Source organism: Flavobacterium filum DSM 17961, assembly GCF_000425465.1.
Lineage (GTDB): Bacteria > Bacteroidota > Bacteroidia > Flavobacteriales > Flavobacteriaceae > Flavobacterium > Flavobacterium filum.
Genome location: NZ_AUDM01000004.1, coordinates 157,252 through 178,276 on the forward strand (window position 1 = coordinate 157,252; position 21,025 = coordinate 178,276).

The window sequence follows — 21,025 nt, forward strand, 5'->3', positions numbered from 1 at the left end:
AAACTTATTAACAAAATATTTTTTAATATGTTGATATATAATTATTCAAATAGGATAAAAAAGTATTATTTAATTTATTTTTGAAGAAGCAATTCAACTTAATTATTTTTAAAATCATGATGTATGGAAAAATATGTTATTAAAAGAAATGGTGTTTTTAAGCCGTTTGAAAAATTTAAAATAGCACAAGCTATCGAAAAAGCTTTTCAAAGTGAATCACAACCCTATCCTCCGGAAGTTGTGGTGGAAGTTATGAAACATTTAGCGTATAAAGAGACCTTTGCGGTTGAAGAAATTCAAGATACCATAGAAAAAGTATTGTTTGACTTTAATCATTATGACGTAATGCGTTCGTTCATGCTTTACCGACATACGCGTAAATTACAGCGAGAACACGTTAACGGATTAAATGAAGACACGACCTATGTTGACAGTACTCAAACCATTGAAGAATACATATCGCAAACCGATTGGCGAATTAATGCGAATGCCAATACATCTTATTCAAATGCCGGCTTAGTGAATAATGTGGCCGGTAAAATTATTGCCAACTACTGGTTGGATAAAGTGTACACTCCAGAAGAAGGCTATGCACACCGAAACGGTGATATTCATATACACGATTTGGATTGCTTGACCGGTTATTGTGCAGGATGGAGTTTACGCGTTTTATTAAACGATGGGTTTAACGGAGTTCGTGGCCGTGTGGAAAGTAAACCTCCCTCTCATTTTAGAGAAGCTTTGGGACAAATGGCTAATTTTTTAGGCATTTTGCAGAGTGAATGGGCGGGTGCACAAGCGTTTAGTTCGTTTGATACCTATTTAGCACCCTATGTTTTTAAAGATAACTTACGTTTTGAAGAGGTGCTAAAAGCTGTACGAAGTTTTGTTTATAATTTAAATGTTCCCGCACGGTGGGGACAATCACCTTTTACGAATATCACTTTGGATTGGGTTGTTCCGAGTGATTTGAAAGAACAAATTCCTACACGTAATAATGCACACTTATTTCTACATCATACAACACCCGATTTGGCACATCGAGCAAAGCTTAGGGGCGTTGCTGAGGTTTTTGAAATGCGGTATGAACATTTTCAACCGGAAATGAATATGATTAATAAAGCCTATTACACGGTGATGACGGAGGGCGATGCCAATGGACAACCCTTTACTTTTCCCATTCCCACAGTAAACATTACTGAAGATTTTGATTGGTATGGAGAAAACACCGACTTATTATTTGAAAATACGGCCAAAATTGGGTCGTCTTACTTTCAGAATTTTATTGGAAGCCAGTACACTTTTGATGCTAACGGCCAAAAAGTAGAAAACCCGAATGCCTACAAACCCAATGCTGTTCGAAGCATGTGCTGTAGATTACAACTAGATTTGCGAGAATTATTAAAACGAGGCAATGGTTTATTTGGCAGTGCAGAAATGACCGGAAGTATTGGTGTTGTTACTATTAATATGGCTCGTTTGGGCTATTTGAATGCCGGTAACAAATTGCAGTTGTATCAGCAATTGGATCATCTGTTAGCAATTTCAAAATCAACTTTAGAGAAAAAACGTGTATTTGTGCAAGAGATGTACGACCGAGGATTGTATCCGTATACCAAACGCTATTTGCCTCATTTTCGGAATCATTTTTCCACCATTGGTGTGAATGGAATTAATGAAATGATTTTAAATTTCACAAATGGTAAACACGACATTACGAGTCATTTTGGTTCTGAAATGGCCTTAGAATTATTAGAACATATAAGAAATTGTATGAAAGCATTTCAGGAGGAAACCGGAAATTTATACAATTTAGAGGCTACTCCGGCCGAAGGAACCACCTATCGTTTTGCCAAAGAAGATAAAAAGCGTTATCACGATATTATTCAAGCCGGTGAAGGAGAAAATATTTATTACACCAATAGTTCACAAATTCCGGTAGATTTTACCGAAGATCCGTTTGAAGCTTTAATGATGCAAGATGATTTACAATGTAAATACACGGGAGGAACCGTTTTGCATTTATATATGAATGAAAAAATCAGCTCACCCGAAGCTTGCAGAAATTTTGTAAAAAAAGTGATTACCAACTTTAAATTACCTTATATCACCGTTACCCCTGTATTTAGTGTTTGTTCCGTTCACGGTTATTTGAATGGTGAACACGAATACTGTCCGAAATGCGACGAAATTTTATTAGAAAAACTTAAATCAAACCACTATGAAATCACAACCTCAAACTAATTCTGTATTAGAACAACACAACGAATTGCGAACCAAATGTTTAGTTTATACCCGAGTAATGGGCTATCACAGGCCGGTAGAAAGTTTTAACATTGGTAAAAAAGGAGAACACAAACAACGCACACATTTTAATGAAACCAAGTGCTAAAAAAATTGTTCATAGCATCACTGCCTTTACCTTATTGGATTATCCTGACCAAACTGCGTGCATTCTTTGGTTTGCGGGATGCAATATGAAATGTAGTTATTGTTATAATCCGGAGATTGTTTTCGGGAAAGGAAGTTATTCCATTCCCGAAATACTTTCTTTTTTGGAAAAACGAAGAGGTTTATTAGATGCTGTTGTTTTTAGTGGTGGCGAATGTTTGTTGTACAAAGAATCCTTAGAATTAATGGTTTTGATTAAAGCGATGGGGTTTTTGATTAAAGTTGACACTAACGGTAGTAAGCCAGCACGATTACGGGAAGCCATTACCTTGGGTTTGATTGATTATGTTGCTTTAGATTTTAAAGCAACCCGAGCTAAGTTTAAAAGCATTACTGAATCTAGGTTTTATGAGCAATTTTTGGAATGTCTTTCTATTTTACAACAATCAAAAACCCCTTTTGAAGTGCGAACAACTGTTCACACCGATTTGTTAAATGAAAATGATATTGTCCAAATGACCCAACTTTTAGAAGATAATGACTATAATGGAAATTATTTTTTGCAACCCTTCAGAAATAATTCAATCACTTTGAAGCCACTCATTAATTCAAAAAATTTTGACTATACGCATTTATCAACTCATAACATTCGACTTTGCATGCGTTAATATGATTAAAATCATACCTAAGGATTGTTGGAGTTAATACATTTGCTTTTTGTTGGAGAATTATGACTATTTTTGAAATAAAAAATGCTTTCTAAAACATGTGAATATGCCGTTAGGGCAACTTTAGTAATTGCAGCAGAAACGGAACAAGGTAATCGAATCAGTTTGCGAGAAATTGCACGTAAGATTGATTCACCTGAGTCGTTTACGGCTAAAATTTTACAAAAATTAGCCCGAAACAATATTGTTGATTCCCTGAAAGGAAATGGCGGTGGTTTTTTTGTTTCTAAAGAAAAACTTATTCAGGTTACATTAAGTGATATTATTTTAGCCATTGATGGAGAAGCTCTATTTAAAAGATGTAGTTTAGGTTTAAATGATTGTTCAGAAATTAAACCATGCCCGTTTCACAATCAATATAAACCTATTCGTGAGCAATTAAAATTAGCTTTAGATTCTACATCATTAGCCGATTTAGTTAGTGGTTTAGTTTCTCATTCCACCTTTTTAAAAACATAAAAAAATTTTAATTGCAAATAAGATAAAAAAGTCCTATTTAAATGAATGTATCGACTTTACAACAAAAAATTACAGCCTTAAAGCAATCAAAAAAAGCAATACTATTAGCTCATTATTATCAGTCTCCTGAGATTCAGGAAATTGCAGATTTTGTGGGTGATAGTCTTGAACTTTCCAGAAAAGCAGCTTCAACAGATGCAGCAATTATTGTATTTGCCGGTGTATATTTTATGGCAGAAACGGCAAAAATTTTAAATCCGTCAAAAAAAGTAATCGTTCCTGATGTAAATGCGGGATGTTCATTGTCTGATGGTTGTCCGCCTGATAAATTTGAAGAATTTCTTAAAAATTATCCCAATCACGTGGTTGTTACGTATATCAATTGTTCGGCAGAAATTAAAACCCTGAGTGATTATGTTTGCACTTCTTCCAATGCTATCAAAGTAATTAATACAATACCTAAAGAAGAAAAAATTGTTTTTGCACCGGATAGGAATTTAGGGAATTATCTTATCAAAGAAACCGGTCGGGATATGGTTTTATGGGAAGGTTCTTGTGTGGTACACGAAGCATTTTCGTTGGAAAAACTAATTACTTTACATCAAAAAAATCCTGATGCAGTAATTGTTGCTCACCCTGAGTCAGAAGCTCATATTTTACGAACAGCAAACTATATTGGTTCTACTTCCGGAATGATTAATTATATAAAATCTTCACCCAAAACAAAATTTATTATTGCTACTGAAAATGGAATTTTGTTTAAAATGCAACAAGAAGTTCCAGATAAAATACTCATTCCTGCACCTTCCAAAGAAGATAATACTTGTGCCTGTAGTGAATGTGCATTTATGAAAATGAATACTTTAGAAAAAATTTATACGTGTCTTTTAAACGAATCACCTGAAGTTTTTTTAGAACAAGAAATAATCACTAAAGCACAACATCCCATTCAACGAATGCTTCAAATTTAGACCTATGAAAACATGTGATGTATTAATTTCGGGCACTGGAATAGCAGGACTTTCCTTAGCCATTCATTTAATTGAACAACAACCTGATTTACAAATTATTGTGTTGTCTAAAAACGATGCACGATTAACCAATACTTCCTTGGCTCAAGGAGGAATTGCTGCGGTTTGTAACCGACTTACCGATAGTTTTGAACAACATATACAAGATACGTTAGCAGCAGGTAGAGGAAAATGCAATGCCAAAGTGGTTGAAATGGTGATTAAGCAAGCACCGCAACGATTGAATGAGTTAATAAAATGGGGAGCGGTATTCGATACCGAAAAAGACGGTCAGCTTGCTTTGGCCTTGGAAGGCGGACATTCTCATAACCGCGTGGTGCATTATAAAGATCAAACCGGTTGGCATATTCAAGAAGTTTTGTGGAATAGAATTAAGAATGAGGCAAACATCGAAGTGATTCCAAATGCATTTTGTGTTGATGTTATTACCAATAGGGATTCTGATGAAAATGAAGCCATTGGAATGTCGTATATGTTAGAATCACAATCAGAATTGAAAATTATTTATGCTAAAACAACGGTTCTTGCCACTGGGGGAAGTGGTCAATTGTTTGCATTTACTTCCAATCCTACGATAGCTACCGGTGATGGAGTAGCTATGGCTTTTAGAGCAGGAGCAACAATAAGCGATATGCAATATATCCAATTTCATCCTACTGCATTTTACGAAAAAGATAAAAGTAATTTGTTTCTGATTTCTGAAGCTGTAAGAGGTTTTGGCGGTTATGTGGTTAATTCACAGGGAAAACGATTTTTATTTAATTCTGATATTAGAGGAGAATTAGCGACTAGAGATATCGTTACAGCCGCCATTTTTGAGGAATTGAATCACTCATCTGAATCCTTTGTTTATTTGGACCTTCGTCATTTAAATCAAGACGAATTTAAAGATCATTTTCCTACCATTTATGAACGATTTATATCATCAGGTCTTCATCCTGAAAAGGACTTAGTGCCCATTGTTCCTGTTGCTCATTATCAATGTGGCGGAATTACAGTAAATGAATACGGACAAACTTCTGTGAAAAATTTATATGCATTAGGTGAATGTTCGTGTACAGGATTACATGGAGCCAATCGCTTGGCTTCTAATTCGTTGTTGGAAGCGTTGGTCTATTCGTTTAATGCCGCTCAACAAATTGTTACCTCTATTTGCGGGATTGAACAAAAGTTTTCATGTACTCAATTGATTGAATTTGAATCCCCCGTTAGTATTCATTCTGCTGTATTAAATGAATTTAAAGAGCAAGTGAGAAGCATTATGACTTATCAAGTTTTACAGGGTAGTCAAGAAGATAAAATGAAAGTTTTAACACAGTTGATTAAAATTCATACCGATTTAATGGAGTGTGTAGATTATTATTACCGTTGCCAAAATTGTTGTGAATTAGAGAATATGTTGCAAACTGCGATGATTATCGTGAATCAATCGTCCATTGCCTTGCATTTAGAAACAAACAAAAAAAATGAAAATGCCTTCAGTTGCTAAGTTTTATTCGTTTTCACCCCTAAAAATATTTATTACATTAAGTGTTTTATTTCTTTTATTTTCTTTTTCTATTTATCTAAAACCTCTTAGAAATAAAGAGCTTCGAAATTTATCTACACAAACACATGTGTCCGCAGGAAAGGAAGTTTGGCAACGAAACAATTGCCATACTTGTCATCAAATGTATGGATTAGGTGGTTATTTGGGACCGGATTTAACCAATATTATGTCTAAGCCGGGAAGGACAGATGCTTATATAAAAGGAATTATTACAAGTGGAGTCAAGCAAATGCCGGCTTTTCAGTTATCGGATAAAGAGTTGACAGATTTATTGTTTTTTTTAAAAGCGATGAATGAAACCGGAACTGCTAATCCTACCGATTATCAAATTAATATAAATGGTACTTATACGTTGAAAAAGTAAAATGAAAACAAGTTATTGGTTAATGCGTTTTGCGTTAGCACTTTTATTGTTAGGAATGTTTTTTGGTCATCTTGCCTCAGAGTCTTACCGTTTTACAGATGCAACTCAAGGAATATTACCTTTTCATGTGTTACGCCCCTTACATGTGAGCTCTGCATATTTTGGAATAATTATTGGAGGATTAGCATGTGTATCACTTGCTTTATTTGAAATTTTTCCTAATCTGAAACTGTCAAAATGGCTTAAAATTCACTTGTTTTTGTGGTTTATTTCTATTAGTGGAATATTTTACAGTTATTTTACAAAAGATTTCTCCGGCAGAGAATATTGGGAGTTTAATCCTATCTGGGCTTTACCCATTTTTCTTTCGTTTGTAATTTTTTTATTTTTCATTTTGAAAAATTTGTTGACCGAAAAAAAATGGCCCTCTTATTATTGGATGTGGTTCACCGGAATTGTGTTTTTCCTATTTGTTTTTTTGGAGAATTATTTGTGGATATTTCCTTATTTTAAAAATGATTTAATTTCAGATTTAACGCTACAATGGAAAGTAAATGGTTCAATTGTAGGTGCTGTAAATCAGCTTTTGTATGGATTCTCGCTTTATATGATGACAAAAATAAGTGGTAATTCGGAAATGGCTCACAAAAAAATAGCCTACGCTTTGTATTTTCTTGGGCTATTCAATTTGATGTTTAATTGGGGGCATCATATTTATTTAGTTCCCACTAGTCGATTTATCCATCATTTGTCTTATGTCGTAAGTATGACAGAGTGGATTATCTTTATAAAAATAATCTTGGATTGGAAAAAGCAACTTTCTGAGGCAAAAAAATATTATTACTTTTTCCCTTATCGCTTCATCATGGCTTCTGAATATTGGGTTGTCATTAACTTATTTTTAGCTTTGCTACTATCAATTCCGGCGGTTAATCTTTTTACTCATGGAACCCACATTACAGTAGCTCATGCCATGGGAACTACAATTGGCATCAATATGATGATTATTTTAGCAGGGGCTTTTTATTATATTGCACCTCCACTTTTAAATAAATTAACTAGGATTACTTTAAATGCACTTTTTTGGCTTGTACAATCTTTATTGTTTCTTTTTATATTAGTTTTAGTTATTATGGGTGTTAAAAAGAGTATTTGGCAGTTTAGCGATTCCTCTATAACGTTTTCTCAACATCAAGATAGTTTATCGTTTATCATTGTTGTTTTTATTGTATTGGGTACCCTTTTGTTCTTTAGTTTGGCTGGAATTCTCCTTTTTTTAATGCAACAATCTTTTATTAAAAAATCTAAATCATAAAAAATAGTTATTTTTTTTACTGATGATATGAATTAATAATTACCTTTGCTAACCAAATGGTTAAACTTAATAGTTAGTTCAATGACAACAGAAGAAAAAATATTTGAAGCCGCCTTTAAAGTATTTCAAAACAAAGGCTTTATGGGAGCAAGAATGCAAGAGATTGCAGATGAAGCAGGAATAAACAAAGCAATGTTACATTACTTTTTTAGGAGTAAAGAAAAACTTTTTGAAGCCGTTTTTATGAATGCTTTTGGCAAATTAGCCCCTCAAATTAATGAGATATTCAATTCAGACGATGATCTATTTGAAAAAATAAGAAAGTTTACTGCCAGTTATATCACCTTTGTGATTGAGTATCCTTTTCTGCCTCAGTTTATTATTCAGGAAATGAACAACAATCCTGATTTTGTTGAAAAATTTCTCAAAGAAGAACAACGACCGAACCCCATAAAATTGGTAAAACAAATTGAAAGAGCAATTGAATTGGGAGAAATAATGCCCCTATCTCCAAAGCAACTTTTATTAGACATTTTCTCAATGACCGTTTTTCCATTTGCTGCTCAAACTTTAGTGAAAGGAATCATTGCTATTTCTGACGATGAATTTATAGCGTTAATGGAAGCTCGGAAAGTGCATATTTCCACTCAAATTATCAATGCAATTCAGAAAGGATGAAAAAATTAATTTTTAGTATAGTAATCTTGTTTGGGCAAGATTTTAGGGCTCAGGAGCAATTGACACTTGAAAAATGCTATGCGTTGGTTGAAAAAAACTATCCACTAGCCAAACAAAACAATCTGCTCCAAAATCAATCGGAATTAGAAGCAATAGTATTAGCAAAGGATAAATTACCAAAAATTTCATTCCATGCTCAAGCTAGTTATCAATCGGATGTTACACAAGTACCGTTTTCTATGCCCAATGTAACAATGGAGCCGTTAAATAAAGATCAATACAGAGCTACCCTCGATATTAATCAATTGATTTATAATGGCGGAACTATTAAGGCTCAAACGCAACTTAAAGCAAGTCAAATTAAATCGCAACAGCAAGTAGCTATCGTAAATCTATATCAATTAAAAAGCCAGGTTAATCAATACTACTTTGGGCTATTACTTTCGCAAGAAAGGCAGGAATTATTGCAAGCTAAAAAAGTTCTACTTGAAGAGAAAAGTAAGGAGATTCAAACTGCTGTTAAATTTGGAGCGGTTTTACCGGCCTCAGAACAAGTGATTGAAGCTGAAATAATCAACATCAATCAACAGTTAAGTGATATTACTCTTGAACAACTGAAACTTTGGAAGAATTTAGAACTCTTGTCCGGACAAGTTTTTCATCCAACCACCATTTTATCCCAACCAACACATTTTGAGGCAGAAAGAAGTGGAATTCGACCTGAATTAGTCCTATATGATTTGCAAAATCAACAAGTAGAAGCTGCTCAAAAAGTGATTGAAACTACCCATGCACCAAAACTAAACGCTTTTCTTCAAGGTGGCTACGGAAATCCGGCGTTAAACATGTTAAATAATTCATTTGAAACATTTTATATGACTGGCTTACGGTTAAATTGGACTTTGTTTGAATGGAATAAAACAAAAAAAGAAAAAGAGGTACTAGAATTATCCAAACAAATCATTTTAACAGAAAAAGAAACGTTTGAAGTCAATCAAAATCGTCAATTGAATGAATACAATTTTGAAATCGAAAAAATAAATGCACAATTGAAATCAGATTTAGAAATTATTCAATTACGTGAAAAAATTGTACGTTCGGCAGAAGCTCAAATGAAGAATGGTGTGATCACTTCATCGGACTATTTGAATGAGGTAACACATTTATTTGAATCAAAAATTAATGAAAAAACGCACCATATTCAATTACTTTTAGCTAAAGCAAACTACCAAATCATAAGCGGAATTTAAAACATCAACCATGAAAAAAAAAATAATCCCATTTACAGCATTTCTACTAATTATAAGTTGCCAAAAAAATAATGAAAAAGCGGATGCTTACGGAAATTTTGAAGCCACTGAAATCATTGTTTCTTCTGAATCCAACGGTAAAATTGAATTTTTAAATGTAGAGGAAGGTATTCAACTTAAAAAAGGGACACTTGTTGGGTTAGTCGATACCTTACAACTGCATTATAATAAAGAACAATTAAAAGCCACTATTGAAACCGTTCAAGCAAAATCAGCTGCTGTTCTATCAGAAATTAGTGTTTTAAATGAACAATTAAAAACTGCTAAAATAGAACAAACCCGAATTAAAAATATGTTTGCAGAAAATGCAGCTACAAAACGACAAGTGGAAGAGATTGAAGGAAAAGTGAAAGTCATTGAAAAACAAATTGGCAGTGTGCAAACTCAAAACGCTCCCATTTTAAATGAAATAAAATCGTTAAAAGTTCAAATTGACAAATTAGACGATCAGATAAAAAAAGCTACTATTATTAATCCATTAGAAGGCACAGTTTTGACAAAATATGCAGAACCATCTGAAATCACTTCATTTGGAAAACCACTTTATAAAATAGCTAATTTACATGAAATGGAATTACGCGTGTATTTTACAGAAACGCAATTAGCACAATTGAAAATTGGACAAAAAGTTAACGTTTCGATTGATGCTGAACAAGGAATAAAAACCTATGATGGCACAATCACATGGATAAGTGCTCAGGCAGAATTTACGCCAAAAGTCATTCAAACGAGAGAAGAAAGAGCCAATTTAGTTTATGCAGTAAAAGTAGCGGTTAAAAATGAAGGAAGTATAAAAATAGGGATGCCTGCGGAGGTCAGGCTAACAAATTAATAATTATGAAAAAAATACTATTTCTAGCAATTGTTTTAATTGCAATGGGTTGTAAATCAACAAAAACTAATTTAAAATCAAACAGTATGAACCTTAAAAATTTGCATACAGAACATAAGGCAGTAGCTACTCAACTGCTTTTTGAGCCTACACAAGGCAAAGTAGTTTCCTTACAGATAGCCAAGAATGAACAGTTAAAAGAGCATGTTACCACAATTCCGGCATTGTTGCTGTGTGTATCAGGTGATGCCACTTACAATGAAGAAACCGGTAAAAAAATACATTTGACATCTGGGGATTATGTTAAAATTCCGGTTAATGTAAAACATTGGGTTGACGCTCACGAGTTAACTAATTTTTTGTTAATTAAGTAACTATTTATCTTTAAGGGTTAAGACCATGAGTATTTCTGTTCAGAATATTTCGAAATCGTATAAAAACATTCCAGCACTTCAAAACATTACTTTGGAGGTAAATGAAGGGGAACTTTTTGGTTTAATTGGACCAGACGGAGCCGGAAAAACAACTCTTTTCCGATTATTGACCACCTTGTTATTACCAAACGAAGGAAGTGCAACAGTAGCTAATTACGACATTTTGAAACAAGTGAAAGAAATACGCAATGCTGTGGGGTACATGCCCGGAAAATTCTCGCTGTATCAGGATTTAACTATCTCTGAAAACTTAGCCTTTTTTGCAACTATTTTCGGTACTACGATTGAAGAAAATTACGATTTAATTGAAGATATATATGTACAAATAGAACCTTTTAAGAACCGAAAAGCAGGTGCGTTATCAGGTGGAATGAAACAAAAACTAGCCCTTTGTTGTGCTTTAATACACAAACCAAAAGTTTTGTTTTTGGATGAACCCACAACGGGTGTAGATCCTGTCTCCAGAAAAGAATTTTGGGAAATGCTTAAACGACTGAAGCAGAAAGGTATTACCATTCTAGTTTCAACACCTTATATGGATGAGGCCACATTATGTGACCGAATCGCACTCATTCAAGAGGGGAAAATCCTTAAAATTGATACACCACAGGGAATTGTTGATGCTTATCAAAAAACCATTTATGAGGTTGCCAGTAACCAAATGCACCTACTGATTGAAGATTTAAAACATTTTCCATCGTATTACAGTGTTTTTGCTTTCGGAGAATTTGTTCATTATATTGATTTGAACAATTTTTTTGATAGTGAAACTTTGCGTAACTATTTGAAGGCAAAAGGACATCAAAGTATCATCCTTCAAAAAACAACCCCTACTATAGAAGATATTTTTATGGATTTATAAACCCATTTTACATGAACAATCTTTCGGAAAAAATTATAGTCGTAGAAAACCTTACCAAGCAATTTGGCCACTTTACTGCTGTTAAAGGAATCAACTTTCACGTAAACAAAGGAGAAATATTTGGTTTTTTAGGGGCAAATGGTGCAGGAAAGACAACAGCTATGAAGATGTTGATAGGAATTTCAAATCCTACTAATGGTAGAGCAAATGTAGCCGGTTTTGATGTGCACACACAAAGCGAAAAAGTGAAACAAAATATTGGTTATATGAGTCAGAAATTTTCGATGTACGACGATTTAACAGTGAAAGAAAATATTACTTTTTTTGGTGGAATTTACGGATTATCACGAAAACAAATCAACAGTAAGACGGAGGTGTTAATTCAAACATTGCAATTGGGTGATATTGCCCAAAAAAAGGTTGGCGACTTACCTTTGGGGTGGAAACAAAAATTGGCATTTTCTGTAGCTATGCTACATGAACCTAAAATTGTTTTTTTAGATGAACCTACCGGAGGAGTAGACCCCATCACCCGCAGACAATTTTGGGAAATGATTTATGCTGAAGCTCACAAGGGTACTACTATTTTTGTAACGACACACTATATGGATGAGGCAGAATATTGTGACCGCGTATCGATTATGGTTGATGGTGTGATTGAAGCCTTGGATACCCCGAAAAACTTAAAAAATCAATTTCAAGTTAGTACGATGAATGAAGTATTTTTAAAGCTAGCCCGAAACATAGAATAACAAAATAAAAAGGAAGATGAAACGATTTTTAGGTTTTATTAAAAAGGAATTCTATCATATTTTTAGAGATAAACGCTCGTTGTTTATTCTTTTTGGAATGCCTATTGCCCAAATTTTGCTGTTTGGATTTGCCATTACCAATGAAATTAATAATGTAGAGATTGCTATTTTGGATTATTCGAAAGATACTGAAACACAAAAAATTATTCAAAAGATTAAAGCTTCTCCTTATTTTCATGTGGCAAATGAAATTGCGATTGAAAAAGCGATTGAAAGCGAGTTTAAAAAAGGAAAAATAAAAGCCGTTTTACTCTTTGAAAAAGATTTTGCAAAAAAATTACAAACCGAAATGAAAGCTACGGTTCAAGTCATTACAGATGCTACTGAACCTAATATTGCCAATACGATTGCAAACTATACTCAATCGATTTTTCAAAACCATCAAAGTCAAAAAAGTACAGTTCAAAAAAATACTACTGGGGTTGTCATACAAAGCCGTATGTTGTATAATCCTGAATTAAAAAGCGTCTTTAATTTTGTTCCGGGTGTTATGACCGTTATTTTGATGTTGGTTTCTGCCATGATGACCTCTATTTCGATAACAAGAGAAAAAGAATTGGGCACTATGGAAATTTTATTGGTATCCCCTTTAAAGCCTTTTCAAGTTATCTTGGGTAAAGTGTTTCCTTATATTTTTCTTTCTGTAATCAATGCCATCGTTATTGTTTCTATGGGTTATTTTATTTTTGGAATGCCAATTCAAGGGAGTATTTTATTGTTAGCCGTCGAGAGTATTTTATTTATTATTACAGCCCTTTCATTAGGGATATTCATTTCTACCATTTCCAACTCCCAACAAACAGCCATGATGATTTCGTTGATGGGATTGATGTTGCCGGTTATCATATTATCAGGTTTTATTTTTCCCATTGCTTCGATGCCATTACCTATGCAAGTCATCAGTAACACTATTCCTGCGAAATGGTTTATTATTATTGTAAAGTCGATAATGTTAAAAGGTGTTGGTTTAGAATACATCCTCAAAGAAACATTAATTTTAGTTGGAATGACCATTCTTTTTATTGGTTTAAGTATTAAAAATTACAAAACTCGTTTGGAGTAAATAATCGCACCATGAAAATCATTCTATTCATCATACAAAAAGAATTCAAACAGATATTTAGGGATAAAAGTATGCTTCGTTTACTCTTTATACTACCAATTTTACAACTTTTAATTCTTTCTAATGCGGCTACTTTTGATGTCAAAAACATTCGGGTAACCATTGTTGATTATAGTAATTCATCCTCTTCAAGAACTTTGATTGAAAAAATAAATGCAAATGCTTATTTTACTGATGCAGTGTTTGTTTCCACAACACAAGCCGGTATTGAGCGGTTAAATAGCGGTAAAACCGATGTGGTGATAGAAATTCCTATCCCGTTTGAAAAACAACTACAAAATGAGACTACCACTCAAATTCAGGTTTTAATTAATGCTATTGATGGAGCAACTGCGGGAGTTCAAAATGTATATCTTTCGCAAATTGTTCAGCAGTTCAATCAGCATATTCTGTTGGAAAACAAACACATTGTAAACAATCAAATAATGCCTAATCGAATTGAAACTATTCCTTCCTTTTGGTATAATTCGACACTTAATTATAAAACTTTTATGGTCCCGGGAATCTTAGTCTTGTTGATTACGATGTTAACATTATTCCTCTCGTCAATGAATATTGTGCGAGAAAAAGAATTGGGTACTTTAGAGCAAATCAACGTTACTCCGATAAAAAAATATCAATTTATTATTGGCAAATTATTTCCTTTTTGGGTTATTGGGCTTGTAATTTTAACTATTGGCTTACTAATTTCTAAAATTGTTTTCAATGTACCTATGTTGGGAAACATTGTATTGGTTTATTTTTTTACTTCTATATATTTATTGCTCATTTTAGGCTTTGGCTTATTTCTTTCTAATCATACCGAAACCCAACAGCAAGCCATGTTTATTGCTTGGTTTTTCATTGTTATCTTTATTCTAATGAGTGGTTTGTTTACGCCAATTGAAAGCATGCCAAAATGGGCACAAAACGTGACCTTATTCAATCCGATTCGCTATTTTGTTGAATTTATACGAATGGTTCTACTCAAAGGAGCCGGACTTCAAGAAGTTTTGCCAAATCTAGGGATAATAACTCTTTTTGCAATTGTCGTAAATGGTTTAGCCGTTTGGAGTTATAAAAAGACAAACTGATATTAGAGACTGAAATTTAAATTTATGTAAATATTTCTACCCATTCGCGGTATATTATTCCAGTCGGTGAAGGTAGAATAATAGGTGTCAAATAGGTTTTCAACTCCTGCATTCACCAATAGTTTTTGTGAATACCATTTAAAAGTATAACCCACAGATAAGTTTAAGATAGCATAATCCGGTGTTCTATTTTCCCCATAAAAAGGACTATAATTGGTTTGAGTCGCATTTCCTATTACATTTAATTCCGTTTGAAATCTATTCTTTTTATATTGTATTTGACTTTGGTATTGCAAAGGGCTAATAAAGGGTAAATTTCGTTTTTCTGCATCTTTTCCATAACTGTATTGCAATTTAGTATTCCATGAATAATAATCGTTAAATCGATAATCACATTGAAATGAAGAATGAATTAAATTGGCAAAAGATAGTTGTTCGTAAATTTTGACTCCGCTTGCCCCAATAGTCATAGGAATAAGATTGTCGTCTGGTATTCCGATGATATAGTCCGGAAGATAAAATGCAGAAAAAGTAATGCCTGTTTTAATTTTTTCAGTTTTGTACCGAATATCAAAATTTCCTTCCACAGATTTTTCGTTGGAAAGATTGGGATTTCCTATATAATCAAACAAATCAAAACTATTAAAGATATAAAACGCATAGCCTTCTGTTACCGATGGAGCTCGTTCACCATAGCCGGAGCACACTGAAAAAAACCAATCTTTTACTTGATGTTTGTATTGCAGCGAAATACTCTTTAAAAATCGATTTTGTTGGTCTGCCATTTCAGGATAAAAGATTTGTAAACTTTCCAATCCAAATTCGTTAGCTACTTTATTTTGATGAAAGCCAAACGAACCATTTATTTTTAGGGAGTTATGGCAAGAGAATTCAATTTCATCTTCTAAATAAATACCATTGTAAAGGGTTCTAACATCCGGCCAAGTGTACATGAACATCGCATTTTCATCAGGGTCACTTGGATACATCGTCATTTCGGCAATCGAACGATTGTAAAATCCATTCACATTAAATAGTAGATGGTGCTTATCTTTTTTTGTTTTTCCTTTGGAATAATAACCATACGTATCGCTCCAACCCGGCATATCCATTCGAATGGGAACATTTGGTCGTTTGGAATCGTCCATAAAATGGGTAATCGTATTATAGTATAATTTGTTTTCCCAATGGTTGAGGAGTCCCGACTTTGGAGCGACTTCATATTTAAATGATGTAATTAGTGCACGAGCAAGCGAAATATCCATTGGCAAAGCCGGATAACCCACATCATTGGCTTCATCAAAAATAACCGAACCTTCAATCAATTTATTTTGAAATTGATAACCGGAAATAACAGAAGCATTCCATTTTTGAAATTGAGAATACTTTATTTCTTGACTATTTCCAGCTTTATAATTATCAGCTTTTCGATAGGTTACATTCGCATCGGCATAAAAAGAACTATCTTTGTAGTGCACCATTCCGCCTATAATACGTTGCTTGTTATTGAATTCAAAGCCACTACTTAAACTACCCGACAAGCCCAGTTCGGAATATGTGCTTCGAAGTCGTTTCAAATCCAAAGAGCCACCAATGGTTGGTCCGTGACAACTACCTTCTTGCCCCGATGAAATAGTTGCTTCCGAAAGATTGGATATTTCTACATAAGAAGTCACCGGATCCATTTTATCGGTACAAGCACCAAATATCCGCATGCCATCAATGGTGACAATCGTTCGTTCGGTTGCCATATTATTAATCATGGGTTCCCAAGCGTAGCCACCTCGTTTGATCATATCAATTCTGCCTGATTGTTGCAAATATTCATCTAAACTTGCAAGGGGTTTTGCTTGTTTTTGATGTACTTGAGTTGGTTTACCTATTAGAATCACTTCACTGAGATTTACAGGTAAAATGCTATCTTTCACTTGCTCTTGAGTCCAACTAACGGTTGAAATCAATAGCATTATTGAAACAATAAATTGTTTTTTCATGAGTAAGAAAAAAGGGCCAAAAATTTAGATAACTTTTGGCCGTTACTATTTTATTTAGAATTCAATTTCAAAGAAGATACTACTGGATTCAGTAGTTTCAGTAACTACCTCCCCTTTTAACACTTCATTAGAAGCATTTAGTAATTGCAAATTAATTTTCCAATAGCCGGTCATTGTTAAGGATACTTTGCCATGGTAAAATTCATCAGAAGCAGATTGTGTTAAATCAAGATTGTTTGGTGAACCATGGTTTCCCATACTCGGCATTCTGGGGTCAATTTTAAGGGTATAATTGTTTACTACCGGAAAATTCATCATGTTTTCCATTTTATACACCCCAACGGTCATGTCATTTAGGGCCACTTTTGGGTTTTTGGGATCAATCAAAGCAACAATGTAACGTACGTTGTCTGTTCCCATAAATGAGCTAACTACTCTTTTTTCGGTGGCTGGAACATCTATAACATCCGTTACAGTATAGTTTGTTTCATTTATAGAATAATCAATTTTTAAGTCCCAATATTCCGACTCATTTTGGGGCATTTGAAAAACAATATATCCTTTGTATAAGGTTTCTTTATCGGTTTCTTTTTCAACTGTAGAATAGGGACACGAATGATTCATCATGGTCATGTGCATCATTGGCATCCATTCAATTGTTGCGTTTTGAATGTAGTTGTTTGTTGTTTTGTCTTTAATTCTAAGTGAAATCTCATTGTAACCTTGTTGGGTTGTTCCGGTAGAGGTGTATAACTCGATAATATGAGTGTCATTGGTAAATTCTTTGACTTTAATTATACCGTCTAATTCGTTAACGGGTGTTGAATCATCATCAGAAGAACAAGATGTAATTAATGCTAGAGCAAAAAGGAAGAATATTTTATAAAGTTTCATAGTAAATTTAATTTGAGTTATAGGAATAAGAACCATAAGCCCATTACAACAATGAGTTGGAATTCACCGATTGAAATCGGCTTATGGTAAAAATAAGATACTAGTATTTTGTGGATTATAAATTAATCCGTTTAGAAATTTTAAAATACGTATAGGAAGATTACACAGTGGGCGGGTGAAAAATGCCAGTACTATGTAATCGAAAGTATAGTCTTGAATAAGCAATAGAAACCTTTTGTTTTTCAACGTACAGTTTGTTGAATTTGAATTCAGAAAGGGTTTCTAAAAATAGTAAATCTAAAATAACTATGTTTTTTGATTCTTGTGAGGCAGGAATGTTTTCTTTAGAAGCCTTTGCTAATTCAGCTTTTAAATGACATTTACCATTACATTCCAATTCCGGTTTTGCCTTGTTTTCACATAATTCTTTTAAGATATAATCATAATTCACCACATAATTCAAAACCGGGAATACGGGTTTGAATAAAAAGAAGAAGGAGAATATAATTATAAAATATTTCAAAATGATCTATTATTTATGACGCAAAGATAATGGTTAAAAAAAGATGATTTGTATGATTGCAATCATAAAATTTAGAATAATTAGTCAGGAAATTTGTGTCATAATTTAAACTTATACTAATTATGAACAAAATGTATGCACTAGCAATTGGTTTGCTTTTATTCATTTCATGTGGAAAAGATAAAACCAATGCAGGAGAGGATTTTTCAAAGTCTTCTTCATCAGAATCTTCAACAGAATCGTCTGCAACAGATGCTTCTACTTATGATCCAAAACGAGGTGAAGGGAAATTTACTTCTGTAGATTTAGGAGACGGCTTAGATGTAGCCATGGCAGCAAATGGTGAAAAAGTGGCGGGTGTTAAATGTATGTCTTGCCATAAATTGACAGATGAACGATTGGTTGGACCAGGTTGGAAGGGAGTTACAGAACGTAGAACTCCGGAATGGATTATGAATTTTTCAACGAATCCCGACCCGATGATTGACAAAGATCCTGAATTACAGGCTCAATTGGAACTATGTTTGGTGCGTATGCCTAATCAAGCTCTAACCGATGATGAAGCCCGACATATTTTGGAATACATGCGTCAAAATGACGGTGTGAAGTAGTTTTAATAAACTAATTATGAATATAAATCGAAAGTATATGAAAACAAATTTTTTAAAAATAACTTCAGCTGTAGTTTTTGTTGCTGCTTTTATGGGATCCTGTAAACCCAAAAACACTAGTGATACAGTAAGTGGTGATGCTGCCCAAAAAGCCTATGTAGCTCCAGGTAAATACGACGAATTTTACAACTTTGTTTCCGGAGGTTTCAGCGGGCAATTAAGTGTGTACGGACTTCCGAGTGGAAGATTGTTTAGAGTAATTCCTGTTTTTTCAGTTGACCCTGAAAAAGGTTGGGGATATAGTGAAGAAACCAAACCGATGTTAAATACGTCACATGGTTTTGTGCCTTGGGATGATTTGCATCATACTGAAATGTCTCAAACTAATGGAGAAATAGATGGTAGATGGGTTTTTGGTAATGCCAACAATACGCCTCGAATTGCTCGAATTGATTTGAAAACATTTAAAACCGCTGAAATTATTGAGTTACCAAACAGTGGTGGTAATCACTCTTCTCCATTTATTACGGAAAATACTGAATATGTTGTTGCGGGTACTCGTTTTAGCGTACCTGGCGATTATGAAAATGGAGATGTACCAATTAACACGTACAAAGACAATTACAAAGGACATATTAGTTTTGTAAAAGTGGGTAAAGAGGGTGAGATGGATATCGCTTTTCAAATTATGACTCCCGGTGTAAACTTTGACTTATCACATGCCGGTAAAGGGAAATCACACGGTTGGTTCTTCTTTTCGTGCTATAATACGGAACAAGCCAATACTTTATTAGAAGTTAATGCTTCACAAAAAGACAAAGATTTTATCATGGCTGTGAATTGGAAAAAAGCGGAAGAGTATGTAAAAGCCGGTAAAGGAAAAAAACAAAAAGTACGTTATGCCCATAACACTTGGGATGATGCTACCCATTCAGCAAAATCTGAAATTAAAACAGAAGTTTTAGTATTAGATGCTTCCGAGTTAAAAGATATTTGTTACATGATTCCATGTCCTAAATCTCCTCATGGCTGTGATGTGGATCCAACAGGTGAATATATTGTAGGTTCGGGGAAACTAGCGGCTTTAATTCCTGTATTTAGTTATGATAAATTGCAAACCGCAATCAAAAATAAATCATTTGAGGGTGATTATGGTGGAATTCCGGTTGTAAAATATGAAGCAGCCTTACATGGAGAAGTGCAAAAACCAGGTTTAGGACCTTTGCATACCGAATTTGACGGTAAAGGAAATGCTTATACAACTTTCTTCGTTTCATCTGAAGTAGTGAAATGGGATATTAAATCACTAAAAGTATTAGATAGAGTTCCTACTTATTATTCCGTGGGTCACTTATGTATTCCGGGTGGTGATAGTAAAAAACCATTTGGTAAATATTTAGTAGCGTACAACAAAATTACGAAAGACCGTTATTTACCAACCGGCCCTGAGTTGTGCCAGAGTGCTCAAATTTATGACATCAGTGGTGATAAAATGCAGTTGATTTTAGATTTCCCAACTATTGGAGAGCCTCATTATGCTCAAGCTGCACCAGCCGATTTAATTCGAAACAACGGACAATATAAATTCTATAAACTAGAGGAAAACAAACATCCGTATGCTGCCAAAGGTGAAAAAGAAGCTAAAGTAGTGCGTGAAGGTAATAAAGTACATGTTTACATGACTTCGATGCGTTCGCACTTTGCACCGGATAATATAGAAGGTGTATTCTTAGGGGATGAAGTATATTTCCACGTCACCAATTTAGAACAAGATTGGGATGTGCCTCACGGATTTGCTGTTAAAGGTGCAGATAATGGTGAACTTTTAATCATGCCGGGTGAAACCACAACCTTAAAATGGGTTCCGGATAGAGTTGGAACTTTCCCATTCTATTGTACGGACTTCTGTAGTGCGTTACACCAAGAAATGCAAGGATATATTCGTGTATCTCCAAAAGGTTCAAATGTGCCTTTACAATTTAGCTTAGGTACAAACTTACCGGCTAGTAAATAATAAATCAAAGGGAGCATCAATTTCTTGA

The 21,025-nt window shown here is 33.9% G+C and carries 21 protein-coding genes; 18 read left to right on the forward strand and 3 right to left on the reverse strand.

From position 1 onward, the window contains the following. The first annotated feature begins 123 nt into the window (after positions 1-123). The 16 genes from H601_RS0102135 (at position 124) to H601_RS0102210 (ending at position 14,961) form a co-directional block, all read left to right on the forward strand. Entirely contained in the window at positions 124-2,244 is a 2,121-nt protein-coding gene (locus tag H601_RS0102135) for a ribonucleoside triphosphate reductase (protein WP_026709979.1), read from the forward strand. Next, positions 2,222-2,392: an anaerobic ribonucleoside-triphosphate reductase gene (nrdD, locus tag H601_RS16870; protein WP_156900325.1), complete on the forward strand. Its 171-nt coding sequence runs from the start codon at positions 2,222-2,224 to the stop codon at positions 2,390-2,392. Before H601_RS0102135 ends, nrdD begins: the two co-directional genes overlap by 23 nt. Next, positions 2,376-3,059, forward strand: coding sequence for an anaerobic ribonucleoside-triphosphate reductase activating protein (locus tag H601_RS0102145; RefSeq protein WP_026709980.1), 684 nt, complete (start codon positions 2,376-2,378; stop codon positions 3,057-3,059). The genes nrdD and H601_RS0102145 overlap by 17 nt, the downstream gene beginning before the upstream one ends. 84 nt (positions 3,060-3,143) lie before the next feature. After that, positions 3,144-3,578 (forward strand): RrF2 family transcriptional regulator, encoded by a 435-nt coding sequence (locus H601_RS0102150; protein ID WP_026709981.1) that lies wholly within the window; start codon positions 3,144-3,146, stop codon positions 3,576-3,578. A 41-nt stretch (positions 3,579-3,619) separates the two neighbouring features. Then, complete coding sequence (gene nadA / locus H601_RS0102155) at positions 3,620-4,549, forward strand: quinolinate synthase NadA (protein ID WP_026709982.1); 930 nt, start codon at positions 3,620-3,622, stop codon at positions 4,547-4,549. Between the two features lie 4 nt (positions 4,550-4,553). Then, positions 4,554-6,098: an L-aspartate oxidase gene (gene nadB / locus H601_RS0102160; RefSeq protein ID WP_026709983.1), complete on the forward strand. Its 1,545-nt coding sequence runs from the start codon at positions 4,554-4,556 to the stop codon at positions 6,096-6,098. Continuing rightward, positions 6,076-6,522: a c-type cytochrome gene (locus H601_RS0102165; protein ID WP_051220630.1), complete on the forward strand. Its 447-nt coding sequence runs from the start codon at positions 6,076-6,078 to the stop codon at positions 6,520-6,522. The genes nadB and H601_RS0102165 overlap by 23 nt, the downstream gene beginning before the upstream one ends. A 1-nt stretch (position 6,523) precedes the next feature. Continuing rightward, entirely contained in the window at positions 6,524-7,837 is a 1,314-nt protein-coding gene (locus H601_RS15070; RefSeq protein ID WP_051220631.1) for a cbb3-type cytochrome c oxidase subunit I, read from the forward strand. An 81-nt stretch (positions 7,838-7,918) separates the two neighbouring features. Further along, positions 7,919-8,515, forward strand: coding sequence for a TetR/AcrR family transcriptional regulator (locus H601_RS0102175; RefSeq protein WP_035655379.1), 597 nt, complete (start codon positions 7,919-7,921; stop codon positions 8,513-8,515). Beyond that, on the forward strand, positions 8,512-9,765 hold the full coding sequence (locus tag H601_RS0102180) for a TolC family protein (protein WP_026709986.1): 1,254 nt from the start codon (positions 8,512-8,514) through the stop codon (positions 9,763-9,765). Before H601_RS0102175 ends, H601_RS0102180 begins: the two co-directional genes overlap by 4 nt. 10 nt (positions 9,766-9,775) lie before the next feature. Then, positions 9,776-10,657: an HlyD family secretion protein gene (locus tag H601_RS0102185; RefSeq protein ID WP_026709987.1), complete on the forward strand. Its 882-nt coding sequence runs from the start codon at positions 9,776-9,778 to the stop codon at positions 10,655-10,657. Between the two features lie 5 nt (positions 10,658-10,662). After that, complete coding sequence (locus tag H601_RS0102190; protein ID WP_245571597.1) at positions 10,663-11,031, forward strand: cupin domain-containing protein; 369 nt, start codon at positions 10,663-10,665, stop codon at positions 11,029-11,031. A gap of 25 nt (positions 11,032-11,056) precedes the next feature. Next, positions 11,057-11,953 (forward strand): ABC transporter ATP-binding protein, encoded by an 897-nt coding sequence (locus H601_RS0102195; RefSeq protein WP_026709989.1) that lies wholly within the window; start codon positions 11,057-11,059, stop codon positions 11,951-11,953. An 11-nt stretch (positions 11,954-11,964) separates the two neighbouring features. Further along, positions 11,965-12,705 carry an ABC transporter ATP-binding protein gene (locus tag H601_RS0102200; RefSeq protein ID WP_026709990.1) on the forward strand — a complete coding sequence of 247 codons (741 nt, stop codon included), beginning with the start codon at positions 11,965-11,967 and terminating at the stop codon, positions 12,703-12,705. 16 nt (positions 12,706-12,721) lie between these two features. Further along, positions 12,722-13,828, forward strand: coding sequence for an ABC transporter permease (locus H601_RS0102205; RefSeq protein ID WP_026709991.1), 1,107 nt, complete (start codon positions 12,722-12,724; stop codon positions 13,826-13,828). An 11-nt stretch (positions 13,829-13,839) separates the two neighbouring features. Continuing rightward, positions 13,840-14,961: an ABC transporter permease gene (locus H601_RS0102210; RefSeq protein WP_026709992.1), complete on the forward strand. Its 1,122-nt coding sequence runs from the start codon at positions 13,840-13,842 to the stop codon at positions 14,959-14,961. A 2-nt stretch (positions 14,962-14,963) separates the two neighbouring features. Here the strand turns inward: H601_RS0102210 and H601_RS0102215 are convergent, their stop codons facing one another. From H601_RS0102215 to H601_RS0102225, 3 genes are all read right to left on the reverse strand, one after another. Then, a complete protein-coding gene (locus H601_RS0102215) occupies positions 14,964-16,955 on the reverse strand; it encodes a TonB-copper family protein (RefSeq protein WP_026709993.1) in 1,992 nt (663 codons plus the stop codon). 54 nt (positions 16,956-17,009) lie between these two features. Continuing rightward, positions 17,010-17,849 carry a hypothetical protein gene (locus H601_RS0102220; RefSeq protein WP_026709994.1) on the reverse strand — a complete coding sequence of 280 codons (840 nt, stop codon included), beginning with the start codon at positions 17,847-17,849 and terminating at the stop codon, positions 17,010-17,012. Positions 17,850-18,009: 160 nt separating this feature from the next. After that, positions 18,010-18,372 (reverse strand): hypothetical protein, encoded by a 363-nt coding sequence (locus tag H601_RS0102225; protein WP_026709995.1) that lies wholly within the window; start codon positions 18,370-18,372, stop codon positions 18,010-18,012. Positions 18,373-18,494: 122 nt separating this feature from the next. Here H601_RS0102225 and H601_RS0102230 point away from each other — a divergent pair, with 122 nt between their 5' ends. Then, the gene (locus H601_RS0102230) at positions 18,495-18,983 is read left to right on the forward strand and encodes a c-type cytochrome (protein ID WP_026709996.1); all 489 of its coding nucleotides are present in this window, start codon (positions 18,495-18,497) and stop codon (positions 18,981-18,983) included. Between the two features lie 37 nt (positions 18,984-19,020). Further along, positions 19,021-20,997, forward strand: coding sequence for a Sec-dependent nitrous-oxide reductase (gene nosZ, locus H601_RS0102235; RefSeq protein WP_026709997.1), 1,977 nt, complete (start codon positions 19,021-19,023; stop codon positions 20,995-20,997). Positions 20,998-21,025: the final 28 nt, after the last annotated feature.

Coding starts and splice junctions, on each gene's coding strand:
- H601_RS0102200 (WP_026709990.1), top strand. CDS start 11,965: ATGAACAATCTTTCGGAAAAAATTATAGTCGTAGAAAACCTTACCAAG.
- H601_RS0102210 (WP_026709992.1), top strand. CDS start 13,840: ATGAAAATCATTCTATTCATCATACAAAAAGAATTCAAACAGATATTT.
- H601_RS0102220 (WP_026709994.1), bottom strand. CDS start 17,849: ATGAAACTTTATAAAATATTCTTCCTTTTTGCTCTAGCATTAATTACA.
- H601_RS15070 (WP_051220631.1), top strand. CDS start 6,524: ATGAAAACAAGTTATTGGTTAATGCGTTTTGCGTTAGCACTTTTATTG.
- H601_RS0102190 (WP_245571597.1), top strand. CDS start 10,663: ATGAAAAAAATACTATTTCTAGCAATTGTTTTAATTGCAATGGGTTGT.
- H601_RS0102135 (WP_026709979.1), top strand. CDS start 124: ATGGAAAAATATGTTATTAAAAGAAATGGTGTTTTTAAGCCGTTTGAA.
- nrdD (WP_156900325.1), top strand. CDS start 2,222: ATGAAATCACAACCTCAAACTAATTCTGTATTAGAACAACACAACGAA.
- H601_RS0102205 (WP_026709991.1), top strand. CDS start 12,722: ATGAAACGATTTTTAGGTTTTATTAAAAAGGAATTCTATCATATTTTT.
- H601_RS0102215 (WP_026709993.1), bottom strand. CDS start 16,955: ATGAAAAAACAATTTATTGTTTCAATAATGCTATTGATTTCAACCGTT.
- nadA (WP_026709982.1), top strand. CDS start 3,620: ATGAATGTATCGACTTTACAACAAAAAATTACAGCCTTAAAGCAATCA.
- H601_RS0102165 (WP_051220630.1), top strand. CDS start 6,076: ATGAAAATGCCTTCAGTTGCTAAGTTTTATTCGTTTTCACCCCTAAAA.
- H601_RS0102185 (WP_026709987.1), top strand. CDS start 9,776: ATGAAAAAAAAAATAATCCCATTTACAGCATTTCTACTAATTATAAGT.
- H601_RS0102150 (WP_026709981.1), top strand. CDS start 3,144: ATGCTTTCTAAAACATGTGAATATGCCGTTAGGGCAACTTTAGTAATT.
- H601_RS0102175 (WP_035655379.1), top strand. CDS start 7,919: ATGACAACAGAAGAAAAAATATTTGAAGCCGCCTTTAAAGTATTTCAA.
- nadB (WP_026709983.1), top strand. CDS start 4,554: ATGAAAACATGTGATGTATTAATTTCGGGCACTGGAATAGCAGGACTT.
- H601_RS0102230 (WP_026709996.1), top strand. CDS start 18,495: ATGAACAAAATGTATGCACTAGCAATTGGTTTGCTTTTATTCATTTCA.
- H601_RS0102180 (WP_026709986.1), top strand. CDS start 8,512: ATGAAAAAATTAATTTTTAGTATAGTAATCTTGTTTGGGCAAGATTTT.
- H601_RS0102195 (WP_026709989.1), top strand. CDS start 11,057: ATGAGTATTTCTGTTCAGAATATTTCGAAATCGTATAAAAACATTCCA.
- H601_RS0102145 (WP_026709980.1), top strand. CDS start 2,376: ATGAAACCAAGTGCTAAAAAAATTGTTCATAGCATCACTGCCTTTACC.
- nosZ (WP_026709997.1), top strand. CDS start 19,021: ATGAAAACAAATTTTTTAAAAATAACTTCAGCTGTAGTTTTTGTTGCT.